Origin of the sequence: Streptococcus varani (assembly GCF_001375655.1) — a bacterium.
Classification (GTDB): domain Bacteria; phylum Bacillota; class Bacilli; order Lactobacillales; family Streptococcaceae; genus Streptococcus; species Streptococcus varani.
The window spans coordinates 564,782-582,605 of record NZ_CTEN01000001.1; the positions used below are offsets into that span (position 1 = coordinate 564,782).

17 protein-coding genes and 2 pseudogenes are annotated in these 17,824 nt (G+C 41.3%); 14 read left to right on the forward strand and 5 right to left on the reverse strand.

Features of this window, described 5'->3' with window-relative positions; translation table 11 throughout:
- Window positions 1–101: 101 nt before the first annotated feature.
- The gene (locus tag BN1356_RS02850; RefSeq protein ID WP_093649906.1) at window positions 102–1,058 is read right to left on the reverse strand and encodes an asparaginase; all 957 of its coding nucleotides are present in this window, start codon (window positions 1,056–1,058) and stop codon (window positions 102–104) included.
- A gap of 65 nt (window positions 1,059–1,123) precedes the next feature.
- Here BN1356_RS02850 and BN1356_RS02855 point away from each other — a divergent pair, with 65 nt between their 5' ends.
- The gene (locus BN1356_RS02855) at window positions 1,124–1,978 is read left to right on the forward strand and encodes an HAD-IIB family hydrolase (RefSeq protein ID WP_245620280.1); all 855 of its coding nucleotides are present in this window, start codon (window positions 1,124–1,126) and stop codon (window positions 1,976–1,978) included.
- A 40-nt stretch (window positions 1,979–2,018) separates the two neighbouring features.
- On the opposite strand, the gene BN1356_RS02860 is transcribed toward BN1356_RS02855, so the two are convergent.
- Window positions 2,019–2,471 carry a universal stress protein gene (locus BN1356_RS02860; protein WP_093649908.1) on the reverse strand — a complete coding sequence of 151 codons (453 nt, stop codon included), beginning with the start codon at window positions 2,469–2,471 and terminating at the stop codon, window positions 2,019–2,021.
- A gap of 387 nt (window positions 2,472–2,858) precedes the next feature.
- On the opposite strand from BN1356_RS02860, the gene BN1356_RS02865 reads away from it, so the two are divergent.
- From BN1356_RS02865 to BN1356_RS02875, 3 genes are all read left to right on the forward strand, one after another.
- A complete protein-coding gene (locus BN1356_RS02865; RefSeq protein WP_093649909.1) occupies window positions 2,859–4,073 on the forward strand; it encodes a pyridoxal phosphate-dependent aminotransferase in 1,215 nt (404 codons plus the stop codon).
- 125 nt (window positions 4,074–4,198) lie between these two features.
- Complete coding sequence (gene codY / locus BN1356_RS02870) at window positions 4,199–4,987, forward strand: GTP-sensing pleiotropic transcriptional regulator CodY (RefSeq protein WP_093649910.1); 789 nt, start codon at window positions 4,199–4,201, stop codon at window positions 4,985–4,987.
- Window position 4,988: 1 nt separating this feature from the next.
- The gene (locus BN1356_RS02875; protein WP_093649911.1) at window positions 4,989–5,543 is read left to right on the forward strand and encodes a cysteine hydrolase family protein; all 555 of its coding nucleotides are present in this window, start codon (window positions 4,989–4,991) and stop codon (window positions 5,541–5,543) included.
- 283 nt (window positions 5,544–5,826) lie between these two features.
- Here BN1356_RS02875 and BN1356_RS02880 read toward each other — a convergent pair whose 3' ends face one another.
- Window positions 5,827–6,438 (reverse strand): hypothetical protein, encoded by a 612-nt coding sequence (locus BN1356_RS02880; protein WP_141651818.1) that lies wholly within the window; start codon window positions 6,436–6,438, stop codon window positions 5,827–5,829.
- A 363-nt stretch (window positions 6,439–6,801) separates the two neighbouring features.
- Here BN1356_RS02880 and BN1356_RS02885 point away from each other — a divergent pair, with 363 nt between their 5' ends.
- The 4 genes and pseudogenes from BN1356_RS02885 to BN1356_RS02900 form a co-directional block, all read left to right on the forward strand.
- Window positions 6,802–7,626: a hypothetical protein gene (locus tag BN1356_RS02885; protein WP_093649913.1), complete on the forward strand. Its 825-nt coding sequence runs from the start codon at window positions 6,802–6,804 to the stop codon at window positions 7,624–7,626.
- Window positions 7,616–8,458, forward strand: coding sequence for a hypothetical protein (locus BN1356_RS02890; protein WP_093649914.1), 843 nt, complete (start codon window positions 7,616–7,618; stop codon window positions 8,456–8,458). Before BN1356_RS02885 ends, BN1356_RS02890 begins: the two co-directional genes overlap by 11 nt.
- A 494-nt stretch (window positions 8,459–8,952) precedes the next feature.
- A pseudogene (gene ltrA / locus BN1356_RS02895) lies at window positions 8,953–10,223 on the forward strand (group II intron reverse transcriptase/maturase).
- Between the two features lie 44 nt (window positions 10,224–10,267).
- Window positions 10,268–10,651: pseudogene (locus tag BN1356_RS02900) on the forward strand (group II intron maturase-specific domain-containing protein); the annotation flags it as partial.
- A 68-nt stretch (window positions 10,652–10,719) separates the two neighbouring features.
- On the opposite strand, the gene BN1356_RS02905 reads toward BN1356_RS02900, so the two are convergent.
- Complete coding sequence (locus tag BN1356_RS02905; protein WP_093649916.1) at window positions 10,720–10,980, reverse strand: metal-sensitive transcriptional regulator; 261 nt, start codon at window positions 10,978–10,980, stop codon at window positions 10,720–10,722.
- A gap of 160 nt (window positions 10,981–11,140) precedes the next feature.
- Between BN1356_RS02905 and BN1356_RS02910 the strand changes: the two genes are divergently transcribed.
- From BN1356_RS02910 to gatB, 6 genes are all read left to right on the forward strand, one after another.
- Entirely contained in the window at window positions 11,141–11,473 is a 333-nt protein-coding gene (locus BN1356_RS02910) for a rhodanese-like domain-containing protein (protein ID WP_093649917.1), read from the forward strand.
- A 1-nt stretch (window position 11,474) separates the two neighbouring features.
- Complete coding sequence (locus tag BN1356_RS02915) at window positions 11,475–13,127, forward strand: FAD-dependent oxidoreductase (RefSeq protein ID WP_093649918.1); 1,653 nt, start codon at window positions 11,475–11,477, stop codon at window positions 13,125–13,127.
- The gene (locus BN1356_RS02920; protein ID WP_093649919.1) at window positions 13,120–13,419 is read left to right on the forward strand and encodes a rhodanese-like domain-containing protein; all 300 of its coding nucleotides are present in this window, start codon (window positions 13,120–13,122) and stop codon (window positions 13,417–13,419) included. Before BN1356_RS02915 ends, BN1356_RS02920 begins: the two co-directional genes overlap by 8 nt.
- Window positions 13,420–13,537: 118 nt before the next feature.
- Window positions 13,538–13,840: an Asp-tRNA(Asn)/Glu-tRNA(Gln) amidotransferase subunit GatC gene (gatC, locus tag BN1356_RS02925; protein ID WP_093649920.1), complete on the forward strand. Its 303-nt coding sequence runs from the start codon at window positions 13,538–13,540 to the stop codon at window positions 13,838–13,840.
- Complete coding sequence (gatA, locus tag BN1356_RS02930; RefSeq protein ID WP_093649921.1) at window positions 13,840–15,306, forward strand: Asp-tRNA(Asn)/Glu-tRNA(Gln) amidotransferase subunit GatA; 1,467 nt, start codon at window positions 13,840–13,842, stop codon at window positions 15,304–15,306. The genes gatC and gatA overlap by 1 nt, the downstream gene beginning before the upstream one ends.
- Window positions 15,306–16,745: an Asp-tRNA(Asn)/Glu-tRNA(Gln) amidotransferase subunit GatB gene (gene gatB / locus BN1356_RS02935; RefSeq protein WP_093649922.1), complete on the forward strand. Its 1,440-nt coding sequence runs from the start codon at window positions 15,306–15,308 to the stop codon at window positions 16,743–16,745. The genes gatA and gatB overlap by 1 nt, the downstream gene beginning before the upstream one ends.
- 42 nt (window positions 16,746–16,787) lie before the next feature.
- On the opposite strand, the gene BN1356_RS02940 is transcribed toward gatB, so the two are convergent.
- Window positions 16,788–17,642, reverse strand: a complete 855-nt coding sequence (locus BN1356_RS02940; protein ID WP_093649923.1) for an AraC family transcriptional regulator — start codon at window positions 17,640–17,642, stop codon at window positions 16,788–16,790.
- Between the last annotated feature and the right edge of the window lie 182 nt (window positions 17,643–17,824).

Genomic DNA, 17,824 nt, shown 5'->3' on the forward strand with positions numbered 1-17,824 from the left:
TAGATAGACATTCATAACACATAGGATAAAATAAAAGAGGCCTAGAACCTGCACTCTTAAGGAGTCGTTCTAAACCTCTTTTTATTTGTTGCTGGTTGGGATTATCCTTGGATATAGTCAGCTAATTCTTGTCCTTCAAGTCCGGCATTTAGAGCGATAAGGAGTTTGATACGAGCTTTTTGAGCGTTCAGTTCTTTGACAAAGAGAACTCCGTTTTCCTCCAGTTGAACGCCCCCACCTTCATAGGCATACACGGGTTCAGCAATACCGTTGAAACAACGAGAAACGAGGACGACAGGAAGTTCTTTTGTGAGGCGATAGAGACTTGGTAAGACGGATGGTGGTAGATTCCCAGCACCTAATGCTTCGATGACTAAGCCAGAAATAGTCTTAGCATCTAGAGCATCTAGAAGGATCGTATCCATATTGGCATAAGCCTTGATAATGGGAACTCTTCCAGAAATATTTTCTAGATGAAACCGAACACGTTCTCCAGTTTTGCTAAAGAAGAGGACTTCTCGTTTAGTAACCAGTCCAATTGGACCGTGAGTTGGCGTCTGAAATGTGGAAACATTAGTGGTATGGGTCTTAGTAACGAACTTGGCAGTATGAATTTCATCGTTCATGACCAGAAGAACTCCCTTATCTACAGATTTTGGGTCTGCAGCAACTCGGAGAGCGGAGAGATAGTTATAAACGCCATCACTTCCCAATTCATTTGAAGAGCGCATAGCTCCAGTTAGGACAATTGGTTTTTTGGGGATAGCCATGGTATCTAGGAAGTAAGCTGTTTCTTCTAAGGTATCTGTGCCATGAGTAATGACAAATCCATCGTAATTCTCTGCATTTTCACGGATCACTTGGTAGAGTCCAATCATATGTTCAAAACTAACATGAGGACTAGGGATATTATAAAAATCGAGAGAGGTAACTTGGATATTTTCCAAGGGATTGGCAACATGGACCATGGGATTTTCTGGACCAGAAGCCACCTGTCCCCGGTCGTCGACTTGCATAGATATGGTGCCACCTGTGTGGAGTACTAATATATTTTTCATAAAGTTTTCAGAATCTTTCAAAATTATGCTATAATTATTCTATCATAAAATTAAGAAAGAGGGTGATGATTCTGATGATAAAAGCTGTTTTTTTAGATATTGATGGGACCTTGTTGACAGATAGTCGAACAATTAGTCCATCAACCATTCAGGTCATCAACCGCCTCAAGAGAAAAGGAATTTTGGTGGGTTTGGCTACAGGTCGCGATCCCCGTTTTGTTTTACAATATATGGCTTCTCTGGGCATGGATTTAGCCATCGTTTATAATGGGCAATATATCCTTTCTCGGGAAAAGGTTCTCTTTGATAATCCTTTGGCAGAAGAAGATATCCGTCATTTGCTAGCCTACGCACAAAAGAATAAATTTGCCCTATCTTTTGGAACGGCCTCAGGAGTGACTGGTTCTGGGATTATGAATGCTGGTTCGGGAAGTTTAGGGTATCGGATTTCGCGTTTGATTCCACATTCCTGGGCTGATGCGATTGTCTTTATTTTTAATCGCTTGGTACGATTTATTCGGCCTCAGAGACAGTTGGATTTATATACTCTCTTTCAACAGTCTATTTACCAGATAATGATGATCGTCAGCGAGTTTGATACGAAAAAATTGGTAGCAGAATTTCCTGGCCTTGCGATTACCCGATCTAGCCCTTATGCTATTGATGTCATTAATAAAGGCATGTCAAAATTAAAGGGGATAGAGAAATTGGGTCAACTGTATGGCTTCACGATGGATCAAGTGATGGCTTTTGGAGACTCCAGAAATGATGTAGAAATGTTAGCGGGTGTGAAATATTCCGTTGCCATGGGAAATGCCTCTAAGAAGGTGAAGCAAGTTGCTCGTTATGTGACCTCTTCCAATAATGAAGATGGAATTTATCAGGCAGCCCTCCATTTTGGATTGCTGGATGAAGAATAAAACACAAAAAGGACTTGAAATTAGGTCCTTTTTTGCTTTTCTAAATAGTTTTCTGTTCTTCACGAACGATGAGAAGGTCGATGGTTGCGTGGCGTAAAATGTATTCTGATGAGGAGCCGATGAGAAGTCGCTCAAAGGCGTTAAGACCAGTCGCACCGAGCAACATGAGATCAGCTCCACTTTGTTTAGGAATATCATGTGCCAGGAGTGTTTTTGGATTTCCAAATTCGATGAGGACTTGAACATCTGAAAGACCAGCTGCTAGAGCTTCTTCCTGATAACCCTTGAGTAATTCGGTAGCTTCTCTTTCTAAAGACTCATAAACTGAGGCATCAAAAGCTGCTACATTGTGCAGTGCTCGAGTATCAATAACATGGGTGATAACTAGGCGTGCATGGTTTCGTTTAGCGACATGAATGGCCTTGTGGAGAGCCAATTCAGCTCCCATAGAGCCGTCAACAGCGACAAGGATAGTATTATACGATTGAGTCATAGTGTTTCACTCCTTTCAAACAAACAATAGAGAGGCGTAACAATACCTAACAAATCAATAAGTAAGTTAGAAAAACTTGATTTCACAATCCGTCCAATTATACCTTTCATTCTAATCTAAAAGAAAAGTAAGTTGGCCAGAATGTAGAGGCAGTTACTGCTATCAAGAAATATACTAAAAGAAACTTTTGAAAAGGTACTCTAGCCGATTTTGATTTTCTCCCTTAGGGAGAAGCAGGTAGTAGAGAATACATTTTTTTAAAGTCTCAAAACCTGAATATTACTTCTATATCTATTGTAAGCCTTTTCATGAAAAAAGTAAACTCTTTCTTGTGATTTTTTCTAAATTACGCTAAAATAGTTTCATTAAGAAAGACGAGGTAATGCCATGAGACAATTTGATAAATCATCAAAACTAGAACATGTGGCTTATGATATTCGTGGTCCGGTCTTGGATGAAGCGGATCGTATGATTGCAAATGGTGAGAGAATTCTTCGCTTAAATACTGGAAATCCCGCAGCTTTTGGATTTGAAGCCCCCGATGAGGTCATTCGTGACTTAATTATGAATGCTCGGAACTCTGAAGGCTATGTGGATAGTAAGGGGCTTTTCTCTGCTCGTAAAGCTATTATGCAGTATTGCCAACTTAAAGGTTTTCCTGAAGTGGATGTTAACGATATTTATATCGGAAATGGAGTTTCTGAGCTCATTCCTATGGCGCTTCAGGCTCTTTTAGAAAATGATGATGAAGTATTGGTTCCTATGCCGGACTATCCTTTGTGGACAGCTTGTGTCAGTTTGTCGGGTGGTAAAGCTGTGCACTATGTCTGTGATGAATCGGCTAACTGGTATCCAGATATCGATGATATCAAGTCTAAGATTAGCCCACGTACCAAAGCTTTAGTTGTTATCAATCCAAATAATCCGACAGGGGCTCTTTATCCAAGAGAGATTCTAGAAGAATTGGTTGAGATTGCTCGGCAAAATGATTTGATTATCATGGCTGACGAAATTTATGACCGTTTGGTTATGGACGGTGGAGAGCATGTCTCTATTGCAAGTTTGGCTCCAGATATTTTCTGTGTTTCCATGAATGGGCTCTCTAAATCACACCGCATTGCTGGTTTTCGTGTGGGATGGATGGTTCTTTCTGGTCCTAAATCTCATGTTCAAGGCTATATTGAGGGAATCAATATGCTGTCCAATATGCGCCTTTGTTCCAATGTTTTGGCGCAACAAGTTGTTCAAACTTCGCTGGGAGGCATCCAATCTGTAGACAAGTTGCTCTTACCTGGTGGGCGTATCTATGAACAAAGAAACTTTATCCATAAGGCTATTAACGATATTCCTGGACTCTCAGCAGTCAAGCCCCAGGCAGGTCTTTACATCTTCCCGAAAATCGATCAAGAAATGTATAGGATTGAGGATGATGAGGAATTTTGTCTACGTTTGCTGAAGCAAGAGAAAGTTATGTTGGTTCCGGGTAAAGGATTCAACTGGGATAAGCCCGACCATTTCCGTATCGTTTATTTGCCAACGGTGGAAGAATTGGCAGATGTCCAGGAAAAAATTACTCGCGTTCTGCGTCACTACAAACGATAAACTCTTGCTTAGCAAGGGTTTTAAAATTGCTTTAATGTTTAGAACAATAAAAATTTTCTGATAATTATTGAAAATACCCCTTTCTTTTGGTATAATGAAGGCAATTACAGTTAGAAGAGGAAAATATGACAACTTTATTAGAAAAAACAAGGGACATTACTTCTATCTTGAAGCGTTCTGAGGAAACATTGGCGGAAGAATTGCCATATAACGCCATTGCTGAGCATTTGGCGGATATTATCCATTGTAACGCTTGTATCATCAATAGTGATGGAGAAGTCCTAGGTTATTACCTGAAGGATAAACTCAACAACGATCGGGTTGAGGAATTCTTTACCAATAAACAATTTCCAGCAGGCTATATCAAAGCAGCTGCTCAAGTTTATGATACCTTGCCAAATATTCCAGCAGATAGTGATTTGACTGCTATTCCTGTGGAATCACGCGCAGATTATCCGAATAGTGTCACTACTTTAGCCCCTATACATGTGACAGGGATTCGTTTTGGTTCCCTGATTATTTGGCGTAATGATGGCCAATTTAACGATGATGATTTGATTTTGGTTGAGATTGCTTCGACGGTGGTGGGGATCCAACTTCTCAATTTCCAACGGGAAGAAGATGAGAAGAATATTCGCCGTCGCGCTGCAGTAAATATGGCTGTGAATACTTTATCTTATTCGGAAATGAAGGCTGTATCAGCTATCTTGAATGAGTTAAATGGAGTAGAAGGTCAATTGACGGCATCAGTGATTGCAGATCGTATCGGCATTACTCGCTCGGTCATTGTCAATGCACTTCGCAAATTGGAGAGTGCGGGTATTATTGAAAGTCGTTCCTTGGGGATGAAAGGTACTTACCTGAAAGTTTTGATACCAGCTATCTTTGATGAGATTAAGAAACGTGACTACTAATATGAAAAAAGCACTGATTTCAATCGATTATACTCTTGATTTTGTAGCAGATGATGGGAAACTAACAGCTGGGAAGCCAGCTCAAGCTATCTCAGATAAGATTGCTCAAGTAACTCAAGCAGCATATGACATGGGCGATTACATCTTTTTTACCATTGACGGTCATGATGAGGGTGATGAATTTCACCCAGAAACCAAGTTGTTTCCCCCTCACAACATCAAGGGAACGAGCGGTCGTAGCCTTTATGGAAAATTAGCAGATGTTTATGAAAGCATTAAGGATGATGCCCGTGTTTTGTGGATGGATAAGCGCCATTACTCAGCTTTCTCAGGGACGGATTTGGATATTCGTCTGCGAGAGCGCAAGGTTGATACGGTTCTCCTAACAGGAGTCCTGACAGATATCTGTGTCCTCCATACGGCCATTGATGCTTATAATCTCGGCTACAATATTGAGATTATTGCGGGAGCAACGGCAAGTTTATCAGTTGAAAATCACAATTTTGCTCTCAATCATTTCAAACACGTTTTGGGTGCGACAGTAGTTGAAGGATAAAAGAAAAACAGATGATTTCTCAATTGGAAATTGTCTGTTCTTTTGTAGTATGGTTTTTGGATCTTGCAAAATTAATGGTGAAATTTGTCAAAGATATAAGCATGATTTTTAGAGTTTTCTCCATTCACATACTAGATTTATCCATGGATGATTGTTGTAAGATGTTACGCTCTAGAAGTGCTGGTTATGGAATTTTCTCATCTTTCAGGTATAGAAATTTAAAAGAGGTCTCGTAAGCAGACCTCCTTGTTTTACTATCTCTCTTCATTTTAGAAAGAATCTGCTATTCTTGACCGTAAGATTTCTTTTCCATCATTCGGAGAGAGATTTCAAAATCGCCTAATTCAGCTTCATTCAATTTTTTGAGTGTGTCATCTAGATCTGTATCGAATTGTTCCATGGCTGCTTTAGCCTTAATGAGTCGGTCTTCTGCCCGATTATAGTTTTTAGGAGCCTCTTTAATTTTCAGATAGCCAAGGAGAATATCCCGAAAGCGATTCATGTTGATATCATGAATGGCTAGTAACTCAGTTTTATTTTCAGACTCTTTGAGTTTAGACAGAATTTCTAAATGATCAGACTGGATATTCTGATAGATTTTTGTAATTTCTGGTGCATACTTCAGAATTTCTTGCAAAACAGTATCAGTCGATCCAGTTATTCTGGAAATATCCAGTAAATCAAGGCTAGCTTTGATTTTATTCTGCTCGTGCCTGACTCGTTGGCTAATTCCTTTATAAATGGTGGCATCCATAAAACTTTTCAAACTCTCACTCTCTGTTTGAATGGTTGTTAGTTGAGATAAGATTTGATAAGCCAATATGCCGTATTGGATATATTCTTTTTTGTCCAGCAATTTTTCCAATCGATTGATTTTCTGATCACAATCATACATATTGTCTTTTAAATCTTGTAATCGACGACTGCTACTTGCTTTAAATAGGGATGGTTTGCGAGTAAATAGGAATAGAAGACCTAGACAGGTGAGAGAAAAGAGTAGTGCTGGAAGAAAAAAATGTGGGATCAAGAGTCCAAATGCTAAACTAGCAACACTGGACGACAATAGTAGAACATGTCTTTGTTTCACTTTTTGAGGTAAAAATCCTTGCTCAGTGGAATCAGTTACTTTGGGAGTTTTCATAGATAGAGGGAATCCTTTCAAACCAGAGGGTGATTCTATTTTACCATAAAGATTCAGTGCCAAACAAGACTCCTTATTTTAAGAGCATAATAAAGAAAGAAGGATGTAGACGCCTTAATGAAAAATACAGAACAATTAAAGAATCTAGCAAAAGAGCTAGAAAGAGATCAGATGGCTCGTGAAGCGACAAATAAGAGAGCGATCTACGTTCGTTTTATTTTTGTTGCTCTTGCTTTGTTAAGTCTCTTAGTCATCTTTTTAGGAATGCAAGCCTATCGCAATCGAGATTTGACAGACCCTGATCTAAAAGCCTATACCCAGTCACTTCTTGCGAGTGAATTTGACTTTTCCTTTCGGTGGACTTTAGATGATATTAAGGGATTGACTTTAGACGATTCTGGAAATAAAGGTAGTGAACTGAAGACCATCTTATCTAACTATGGGAAACCATCAGATGTCCAAGTTTTACCAGAATATAGTAAATCAGATGGTTTTCAGATTGTTTATCTATCCAATAAATATGACTACAGTTTACCCTATCAAAAACTTTCTCTTTCTTTTAAGAAGATAAATGGTGTTTTTCGTTTGTTCAGTCGGGAGGCTGAGGGTGAGCTAACAAGGGACTTATTTCTTGCCAAATGGGATACAGTTTTTAATTGGACAAAAACGGATGTAGAATCCCTTAAACTAAGCAACCCAATTGTGACAGATCCAGAGGGAACAAAGTATCAAGATATTGTAGCTAAACATGGTTTACCTAATAAGGTTGACTATACAATAACCGATCATATGGAAAATATCTTTGTGATTTATTATCAAATTGGGGCAAAAGACTGGGAGAAGGGAGATCACGTGAGTCTGCTCTTTTCTGGATTTGAAGGAGGAGAGACTTACTTAGTTAGTGGAGGAGCTCTTATCGGAGGAGAAAAAATTGAAAAATAAATCAGGTGGAGAAGAAAGAGAAAATTTAGAAGAACTGGCCCGTGATTTAGATCGTTTTCTTTTTTTCAAACAAATTCGAGCCTTTTTAAGACCCTATCGTCAACTTTTATTGATTTTGGTCAGTCTCTTATTTGTACTTCTAGCTTATTTGGGATGGTATTATTACCAGCGACGGGAACTGAGCGGAGAAGAGTTTACTCATTTCGCTCAGTCTCTTGTTGCTCAGTCTGAAAAAGAATACGGTTATAAATGGACTATTGACAAATTGCAAAAGATCCAAGCGGATGAGACGGGAACTAGTGGGACAAAGCTTGCTGATATTCTAAAAATATATGGGAAACCTTCGGATGTAGAAGTTGATGAAAAAGAAGAAGTGTTCTATATAACATACCAGAAATACGCTTTTGATGATCATGCTTTTTCAAGTGTTGAAAGAGAGGAAGGGGATACCTATCAGGATGTTTCATTAGGTTTGAAAAGATTTGATGGATTATACCGTGTCGTTTATTTTTCAGGTCGTTTTGTAGCAAAAGATTATCCTTCGAGAAAAGGCGAAAATTCTCAATTGTTAGGAAAGGCAACTGAACTGGCTAGTCTTAAAGTTGGAGATTCGTCTTCCGGGATAGGTGGTGCATCTGCAGATTTGGTAGTTGGTACATTTGGTCGACCAACCTACTCGTCGATTTATATTGATGCAAATGAGCCAGAAACACTTTTTTTAGTCTATGATTTACCAAATTCTGCACTCTCTTATTGGCTTTCTTTCAGAAAGCAGAAGAGTGGTGAATATTTGCTCTACCATATAATGATACCTCAGGAAAATAGGGATTGAAATGGATTTTTAAACATTTTGAACCAGTCAGTGTAGCAATAATTAGGGGTGCAAAAAATGAGAATTTCCATTTGGAGATTCTCATTTTTAGTACGACGGGCATGTCGTACATCTGAGGTGCAAGTCCTCCGTGGGCACCCGCTACCGGTGAACCCAATAGCGACTCCCAAGCCTGACTATCGCGAGGTGGCGGGGAGAGGAAGGGATAGCGAAATCGCGGCTCTACGAACAGAAACGTGATATTAAGGCGTATATAGCGGATGAGGGGGCTGAAAGCTCTAAAGTCCAAATAGGTAGTCGTAACCTATATGCGTAAATCACGAGAGTAATGGAAGTGGAGCGAAGGGCTTAACAATTAACCGAAGTAATCCTACTTCACTTGTGTCTGTAAAACTAGCGGTCTGATAGAACTGGATGCGGTCATGTATTGACTAGAGGAAGGTTCACCAATATAAGATGTCCCTCAGACACCGAAACAAGAAAGGAATACGCACATGTCACAGTTACTAGATACTATTCTATCTCGCTCCAACATGGTGGAAGCCTACAATCAAGTGAAAGTCAACAAGGGTTCAGCTGGAATTGATGGCATTACCATTGACCAAATGGATGAATATCTCCGCCAATATTGGCGACCAACCAAAGAGTTGATAAAACAGAGAAAATACAAACCTCAACCAGTCCTACGCGTTGAAATCCCAAAGCCCAATGGAGGAGTCCGCCAGCTTGGCATCCCAACAGTAATGGACAGAATGATTCAACAGGCCATCGTCCAAGTTATCAGCCCTCTGTGTGAACCTCATTTCTCCGAAACGAGCTATGGGTTTAGACCGAAACGGTCATGCGAAAAAGCCATCATCAAGTTACTAGAATACCTTAATGATGGCTATGAGTGGATTGTGGACATTGACCTTGAGAAATTCTTCGACACAGTTCCCCAAGATAGATTGATGTCTCTTGTCCATAACATTATCCAAGATGGAGATACAGAGTCTCTGATTCGTAGGTATCTTCATTCGGGTGTAGTTATCAATGGACAGCGCCATAAAACGCTGGTGGGAACACCACAAGGTGGGAATCTATCTCCCCTCCTGTCCAATATCACGCTCAATGAGCTGGACAAGGAATTGGAAAATCGAGGGCTTCGTTTCGTCCGGTACGCAGATGACTGTGTCATCACAGTTGGGAGCGAAGTATCTGCCAAACGTATCATGTATTCAGTTAGCCGATTCATTAAGAAGCGACTGGGATTGAAAGTCAATATGACCAAGACTAAGATTACCAGACCGAGTCAACTGAAGTACCTTGGATTCGGATTCTGGAAATCAGCTGAAGGGTGGAAAAGTCGTCCACATCAAGAGAGTATCCAGAGTTTCAAGAGGAAACTTAGGAAGCTCACAACACGCAAATGGAGCACTGACTTGGGTAGCCGTATTGAGAAACTCAACTGGCTTATTCGCGGATGGATAAACTACTTCGCATTGACTAACATGAAGTCAGTCATGGGAGAAATTGATAAACGATTGAGGACACGAATTAGAGTTATTATTTGGAAACAATGGAAGAAGAAGTCAAGGCGACTTTGGGGACTACTTAAACTAGGGACTCCCAAATGGATAGCTGATAAGGTATCTGGCTGGGGTGACCACTATCAATTAGTGGCACAAAAGTCAATTCAGCTATATCAAAACCAGTCCTCGCTAAACGTGGACTGGTTTCATGCCTAGATTATTATCTTGAACGACATGCGTTAAAAGTTAGTTGAACCGCCGTGTGCCGAACGGCACGCACGGTGGTGTGAGAGGGGCTAGGAAGCTCACAACACGCAAATGGAGCACTGACTTGGGTAGCCGTATTGAGAAACTCAACTGGCTTATTCGCGGATGGATAAACTACTTCGCATTGACTAACATGAAGTCAGTCATGGGAGAAATTGATAAACGATTGAGGACACGAATTAGAGTTATTATTTGGAAACAATGGAAGAAGAAGTCAAGGCGACTTTGGGGACTACTTAAACTAGGGACTCCCAAATGGATAGCTGATAAGGTATCTGGCTGGGGTGACCACTATCAATTAGTGGCACAAAAGTCAATTCTAAAACGAGCTATATCAAAACCAGTCCTCGCTAAACGTGGACTGGTTTCATGCCTAGATTATTATCTTGAACGACATGCGTTAAAAGTTAGTTGAACCGCCGTGTGCCGAACGGCACGCACGGTGGTGTGAGAGGGGCTAGAAATTAGTCTCTACTCGATTTGTTATTTCTTGATAATCAATTCTAAAGCTTGTTGGAGTTTTTTTTCTTGTTCTTCAATATTTAGACTTGGATCTTCTAGAGCTTGAGTAATTTGGTTAGTGATGACAAGACCCATGGTACGGTTAATACTGGAGCGGACAGCAGTCAGCTGGGTCACGATGTCGATGCACTCTTGCTCATCTTCAATCATTTTTTGGATTCCGCGAAGCTGGCCTTCTGCTCGTTTGAGGCGGTTGAGGACATTTTTTTTTTCGATTTTCATTTGATTTTCCTGATTCTCTTCACATTTGATACCCTCATTATACCGATGAGGGGTATAATTGTCAATGGAGTAGGATTCAAACTTTCTATTTGACAGGTTTATTTGCTTTTGTTATCATCTGAATATACCTTATGGGGTATTTATAGAAAAAGGAGAAATCATGTTTGATTTTTTTAAAAAATTATTGCTACAATTATCGGAATCTATCTCTACAAGTGAATTAGAAGATATTTTGAAGGATGAGAAAGTGATCCTTTTAGATGTTCGTAGTCCTCAAGAATACCGGTATGGGCATATCAGACAGGCACGGAATTTTCCCTTGGACCAAATCCAGACCTATAAGGGACCTAAATCTGGGAAAGTTTATGTTGTTTGCCAATCGGGCATGCGAAGCAAGCGTGCGACAAGTATGTTGAGAAAAAATGGCTATGAAGCTGTCAATGTCAGAGGTGGTATGTCTGCCTATCAAGGAAAAATAATTGGAGGAATCTAATATGAAAATCGTCATTATTGGTGGTGTCGCTGGTGGTATGTCGGCTGCAACACGTCTGCGTCGGCTCATGGAAGATGCGGAAATCATCGTTTTTGATAAAGGTCCTTACGTCTCTTTTGCTAACTGTGGTCTGCCTTTCCATGTTTCGGGAGAGATTGCACAACGTTCCAGTCTTTTAGTACAAACCCCTGAGCAATTGAAAGCTCGATTTGAGTTGGATGTGCGTCCAGAAACGGAAGTCTTGTCTATCGATGGGGACAAGAAAGAAGTGACGGCTCGCTCAGCTAGCAAAACTTACACTGAAAACTATGACAAACTGATTTTATCACCAGGTGCAAAACCTTTTATTCCGCCGATGGCAGGTTTAGAGCAAGCGGAAAACATATATACTCTGCGAAACATTCCTGATTTGGATAAAATTATGGCTCAGTTGGAGTCAATCGAGAGCGGACAAGCAACGGTTATCGGGGCAGGCTTTATCGGTCTAGAAATGGCAGAAAGTTTGACAAAGAAGGGCTTGAAAGTGACCTTGATTGAAAAGGCACCTCATGTCTTACCGCCTTTGGATGAAGAAATGGTAGCTTTTGTACAGGCTGAATTAGTTAAAAATGGCATCACGGTTATCACTGGTCAATCGGCTCAATCTTTTGAAAATCAGGGTAAGACTATCATCTTGGAAGATGGATCAAGTTTGCAGTCAGATTTGACTATCCTGTCTGTCGGAGTTCAACCTGAGAATGATTTGGCTAAAGCTGTGGGTATCGAATTGGATCTGCGAGGTGGTATCTTAGTGGATGAAAATTACCAAACCAATATTGCAAATATCTACGCGGTCGGGGATGCTATTGTGGTCAAAAACCAGATTACGGGTCAAGATGCACTTATTTCATTAGCGAGTCCAGCTAATCGTCAAGGTAGACAACTGGCAGATATTATTGCCGGTCATAGTTCATCAAATAGGGGCAGTATCGGGACTGCCATTGTCCGTGCCTTCGATTTGGCAGCGGCTTCGACTGGTCTTAGTGAACGGATTGCCCGTCAGAACTTTGAGGATGTGGCGGTCGTGCATACGACTGGTAACGACCATGCTGGCTATTATCCAGGTGCCACTTCCATCACCATAAAATTGGTCTTCAATCCTAAAACAGGTGCTATCTATGGTGCCCAGGCTGTAGGTCAAAAAGGGGTGGACAAGCGGATTGATATCTTGGCAACGGCTATCAAGGCTGGCTTGACCATCTTTGATTTGCCAGAATTAGAATTCACCTATGCACCACCATTTGGTTCTGCTAAGGATCCGGTTAATATGATTGGCTATGCAGCATCCAATTTGGCACAGGGTGTCAGCGACAACGTGCAATGGCATGAACTCAAAGACCAACTGGCTCAAGGAAAAGTTCTCTTGGATGTCCGCAATCCAGGTGAAGTGCTGGCTGGACGCTTCCCAGACGCCCTTCATATCCCATTGGATAGTTTGCGTGATCGTTTGGCTGAATTGGACAAAGATCAAGAATACATTGTCAGCTGCCACAGCGGTTTGCGTTCTTATATCGCAGAGCGTATTCTCAAACAAAATGGCTTTACCGTCTCAAACTTGGACGGAGCCTATTCCTTATACAATACAGTTAGACCTGAGGAGTTAATACATGATTAAAAATATGGATGTCAATGATTTACAAACAGAAGTAGAAGCAAAATCCATCAACCTAGTGGATGTTCGTGAAGTGGATGAATACGCGACTGGCCACTTACCAGGTGCCATCAACCTGCCACTTAGTCAGTTACTTGAACGATATGAGGAATTGTCTAAGAACAAAGTCTACCACATCATTTGCCAAATGGGCGGCCGTTCGGCCCAAGCCTGTGCCTTCTTGGACAGTGAGGGTTATGATGTGACCAACCTAGCTGGCGGAACTAGTGCTTGGGTGGGTTCGCTTGAAGAATAATGATGAAAGTCGGGAAACCGACTTTTTTGCCCGTTTGAATAGTATTTTATGGCTAAAAAATTGTAGACAAGTATGGTATAATAGATAGAATTATGTAGATTTTATGAGGAGAAATGCAATGAAAATTTCTGAAGAAGAAGTCCGGCATGTGGCTAAGTTATCCAAGTTAGCATTTTCGGATGAAGAAACAGCCAGTTTTGCGACAACTTTGTCAAAAATCGTGAACATGGTGGAACTCTTGAATGAAGTAGATACGACTGGAGTGCCCATTACGACAACCATGGCAGACCGCAAAACGGTGGTGCGTCCGGATGTGGCTGAAGAAGGTACGGACCGCGATCTATTATTTAAAAATGTACCGCAATCTGAAAACTACTATATCAAGGTGCCAGCAATCTTGGAAGATGGAGGAGATGCCTAATGTCATTTAACAACAAGACCATCGACCAGTTGCACGACCTTCTGGTTAAGAAAGAAATTTCGGTGACGGAGTTGACCAAGGCGACTCTTGAAGATGTCAAGTCTCGTGAAGAAGCAGTCGGCTCTTTTATCACTATTTCGGAAGAAGCTGCGCTGGCTCAAGCGCGTGCCCTGGATGAAAAAGGGGTGGATGCGGACAATGTTCTGTCTGGTATTCCACTGGCTGTCAAAGATAATATTTCAACCAAAGGGATTTTGACAACAGCTGCCTCAAAAATGCTCTACAATTATGAGCCGATCTTTGATGCGACTGCGGTGCAAAACTTATATGGTAAAGACATGATTGTCATCGGTAAGACCAACATGGACGAATTTGCCATGGGTGGTTCGGGTGAAACTTCCCACTTCGGACCGACCAAGAATGCCTGGGACCAATCCAAAGTTCCAGGTGGTTCATCCAGTGGTTCTGCTGCAGCAGTAGCTTCTGGTCAGGTTCGTTTGAGCTTGGGTTCAGATACAGGTGGTTCTATCCGCCAACCAGCTGCTTTTAACGGTATCGTTGGTCTCAAGCCAACTTACGGAACGGTTTCTCGTTTTGGTCTCATTGCTTTCGGTAGCTCTTTGGACCAAATCGGACCATTCTCTGCAACGGTTAAGGAAAATGCCCAGCTCCTCAATGTTATTGTATCTGAGGATAGCAAAGATGCAACTTCAGCACCTGTGCGTATTGCTGATTTTACTAGCAAAATTGGTCAAGACATCAAGGGCATGAAGATTGCTCTTCCTAAGGAATACTTGGGTGAGGGGATTGACCCTGAAGTCAAGGAAACGATTATTAATGCCGCTAAGCACTTTGAGAAACTAGGTGCGACCGTTGAGGAAGTCAGTCTTCCACACAGCAAGTATGGAGTAGCTGTTTACTACATTATCGCATCGTCTGAAGCGTCTTCTAACTTACAACGTTTTGACGGTATTCGCTATGGCTACCGTACTGAAAACTTCAACAACTTGGATGATATCTACGTGAACACGCGTAGTGAAGGCTTTGGTGAAGAAGTGAAACGCCGTATCATGCTGGGAACTTTCAGTTTGTCATCTGGATACTACGATGCTTACTTCAAGAAAGCTGGTCAAGTTCGGACCCTCATTATTCAAGATTTTGAGAAAGTCTTTGCAGACTATGACCTGATTTTAGGTCCTACTGCGCCAAGTGTTGCTTTTGATTTGGATTCGCTCAACCATGACCCAGTTGCCATGTACTTGGCGGACTTGCTGACCATTCCTGTGAACTTGGCAGGTTTACCAGGGATTTCGATTCCTGCTGGCTTTGCCCAAGGCCTACCAGTTGGTCTCCAATTGATTGGTCCAAAATACTCGGAAAGAGAAATTTACCAAGCCGCTGCGGCTTTTGAAGCGACAACGGACTATCATAACCAACAACCACTTATTTTTGGAGGGAAAGCCTAATGAACTTTGAAACGATTATCGGGATTGAAGTCCACGTTGAGCTCAATACCAATTCCAAAATCTTCTCCCCATCGGCTGCACATTTTGGCCAAGATCAGAATGCAAGTACCAATATCATCGACTGGTCTTTCCCGGGTGTCCTTCCGGTTATCAACAAGGGGGTTGTTGATGCGGGAATCAAGGCTGCTCTGGCTCTCAATATGGAGATTCACCAGAATATGCACTTTGACCGCAAGAACTATTTCTACCCTGACAATCCCAAGGCCTATCAAATTTCCCAGTTTGATGAGCCCATTGGGCATGATGGTTGGATCGATGTGACCTTGGAAGATGGCTCGACCAAACGTATTCGGATCGAGCGTGCTCACTTGGAAGAGGATGCGGGGAAAAACACCCATGGTACAGATGGTTATTCCTATGTTGACCTTAACCGTCAGGGAGTGCCATTGATTGAGATTGTATCGGAAGCAGACATGCGCTCACCAGAAGAAGCCTATGCTTACTTGACTGCTTTGAAAGAAATTATCCAGTACACAGGAATCTCCGATGTCAAGATGGAAGAGGGCTCTATGCGGGTCGATGCCAACATTTCTCTTCGTCCTTTTGGTCAGGAAAAATTTGGGACCAAGACAGAATTGAAAAACCTTAATTCCTTCTCCAATGTTCGTAAAGGGCTTGAGTATGAAGTGGAGCGTCAGGCTAAAATTCTGCGTTCAGGTGGTATTATTCGCCAAGAAACCCGTCGTTACGATGAGGCCAATAAGGCAACCATTCTCATGCGGGTGAAAGAAGGGGCGGCTGACTACCGTTACTTCCCAGAGCCAGATCTTCCACTCTATGAGATTGACGACGCTTGGATTGAAGAAGTGCGTGCAGAATTGCCGGCCTTTCCAGCGGAGCGTCGTGCCCGTTATATTGGGGAACTTGGTTTGTCAGCTTACGATGCCAACCAATTGACAACTACAAAAGCTCTTTCTGATTTCTTTGAAAAAGCTGTTGCAATCGGTGGGGATGCCAAGCAAGTTTCTAACTGGCTTCAAGGTGAAGTGGCTCAGTTCCTCAATGCGGAAAGTCAAACGATTGAAGAAATCAATTTGACACCAGAAAATTTGGTCGAAATGATTGCCATTATCGAAGATGGAACCATCTCTTCTAAGATTGCCAAAAAAGTCTTTGTCCATTTGGCGAAAAATGGGGGTTCAGCCCGTGAATACGTTGAAAAAGCAGGATTGGTTCAGATTTCGGATCCAGATGTGTTGATTCCAATTATCCATCAGGTCTTTGCGGACAATGAAGCAGCTGTAGCAGACTTCAAATCAGGCAAGCGGAATGCTGACAAGGCCTTTACTGGTTTCCTTATGAAAGCCACTAAGGGGCAGGCTAATCCACAAGTAGCCCAGCAATTATTGGCTCAAGAATTGCAGAAGTTGTTGGATTAAAAAACATAAAAGAAAAACAAGAGAAAAGCACTTAGAAATTTTCTAGGTGCTTTTCTCTTGTTTTTTATGCTCATTTCTCCAAGATTTTGGGGATTGCTCGTATTGGCGTTTGAAGGCGATAGAGTAATTGAATTGATTAGAATATCCGACCTCTCTGGCTATTTCATGTAAATGCAAGTTGGTACTTCGAAGCAGTTCACAAGATTTACTGAGACGGTATTGGATAAGAAATTGTTGGGGAGAGACGCTCAGCTCCTTTTTGAAGAGTCGGCTAAAATAGTGTTTATTGAGATTGCAGTGGTTGGCCATATCATCCACACTAATGAGATCTTGGTAATGGCGTTCAATAAAATTGACAGCTTCTCGAATATAGAGTTCCTTTATATCGTTGTGCTCGATATGGTGTTTTGTTGCAGAGGTTTCGATAAGAGCATTGATAAACAAATAAAGGTGAGAGATAATAAAGGAGCTGCGTTTGTTATGATGTTGTATCAAGGTATTCATTTCTTCAAAGACAGGGTTTTCCATGGCTGGAGCAGTCTGGGTAAAGATTGGTTGTGTTTTGCTGAGTCCGGCAGTTCGAAGAAAATGTTCGGTCTTTAGTCCGTCAAATTCAATCCACATATACGTCCAAGGGTCTTTTTCATCTGCTTCATAACTACAAATCAAATCTGGACAAATGAGAAATCCTTGGCCTTGGGATAGTTGGTAGGCCTTATCTTTTCCGGAAATGTAGAAGGTTCCCTTTCCAGCTGTGATGAAATGAAATAAGTAATGTTTTCTGGCTGCTGGACCGAAGGAATGCAAAGGCGAGCACTCTTCTCGTCCAAATTGGAGAGGGAAAAAGTCAATATAGGATTGGTTATCAAATAGGTAAAATTCTACTTTAGGTGCCATCTTTCTTCCCTTTTAAAAAATTTTTTGTAAGCACTTACTATTTTATCATAAATATATGGATATATGACATTTTATATGATAAAACCTACTTACTGTCACAAAATAATATAAGACAAGTCAAAAACAAACATTCAAATGTAAGCGTTATCTTGCTATACTGAGGTTATTAAACAAGGACTCCT

Coding starts and splice junctions, on each gene's coding strand:
- BN1356_RS02850 (WP_093649906.1), bottom strand. CDS start 1,058: ATGAAAAATATATTAGTACTCCACACAGGTGGCACCATATCTATGCAA.
- BN1356_RS02855 (WP_245620280.1), top strand. CDS start 1,124: ATGATTCTGATGATAAAAGCTGTTTTTTTAGATATTGATGGGACCTTG.
- BN1356_RS02860 (WP_093649908.1), bottom strand. CDS start 2,471: ATGACTCAATCGTATAATACTATCCTTGTCGCTGTTGACGGCTCTATG.
- BN1356_RS02865 (WP_093649909.1), top strand. CDS start 2,859: ATGAGACAATTTGATAAATCATCAAAACTAGAACATGTGGCTTATGAT.
- codY (WP_093649910.1), top strand. CDS start 4,199: ATGACAACTTTATTAGAAAAAACAAGGGACATTACTTCTATCTTGAAG.
- BN1356_RS02875 (WP_093649911.1), top strand. CDS start 4,989: ATGAAAAAAGCACTGATTTCAATCGATTATACTCTTGATTTTGTAGCA.
- BN1356_RS02880 (WP_141651818.1), bottom strand. CDS start 6,438: ATGTATGATTGTGATCAGAAAATCAATCGATTGGAAAAATTGCTGGAC.
- BN1356_RS02885 (WP_093649913.1), top strand. CDS start 6,802: ATGAAAAATACAGAACAATTAAAGAATCTAGCAAAAGAGCTAGAAAGA.
- BN1356_RS02905 (WP_093649916.1), bottom strand. CDS start 10,980: ATGAAAATCGAAAAAAAAAATGTCCTCAACCGCCTCAAACGAGCAGAA.
- BN1356_RS02910 (WP_093649917.1), top strand. CDS start 11,141: ATGTTTGATTTTTTTAAAAAATTATTGCTACAATTATCGGAATCTATC.
- BN1356_RS02915 (WP_093649918.1), top strand. CDS start 11,475: ATGAAAATCGTCATTATTGGTGGTGTCGCTGGTGGTATGTCGGCTGCA.
- BN1356_RS02920 (WP_093649919.1), top strand. CDS start 13,120: ATGATTAAAAATATGGATGTCAATGATTTACAAACAGAAGTAGAAGCA.
- gatC (WP_093649920.1), top strand. CDS start 13,538: ATGAAAATTTCTGAAGAAGAAGTCCGGCATGTGGCTAAGTTATCCAAG.
- gatA (WP_093649921.1), top strand. CDS start 13,840: ATGTCATTTAACAACAAGACCATCGACCAGTTGCACGACCTTCTGGTT.
- gatB (WP_093649922.1), top strand. CDS start 15,306: ATGAACTTTGAAACGATTATCGGGATTGAAGTCCACGTTGAGCTCAAT.
- BN1356_RS02940 (WP_093649923.1), bottom strand. CDS start 17,642: ATGGCACCTAAAGTAGAATTTTACCTATTTGATAACCAATCCTATATT.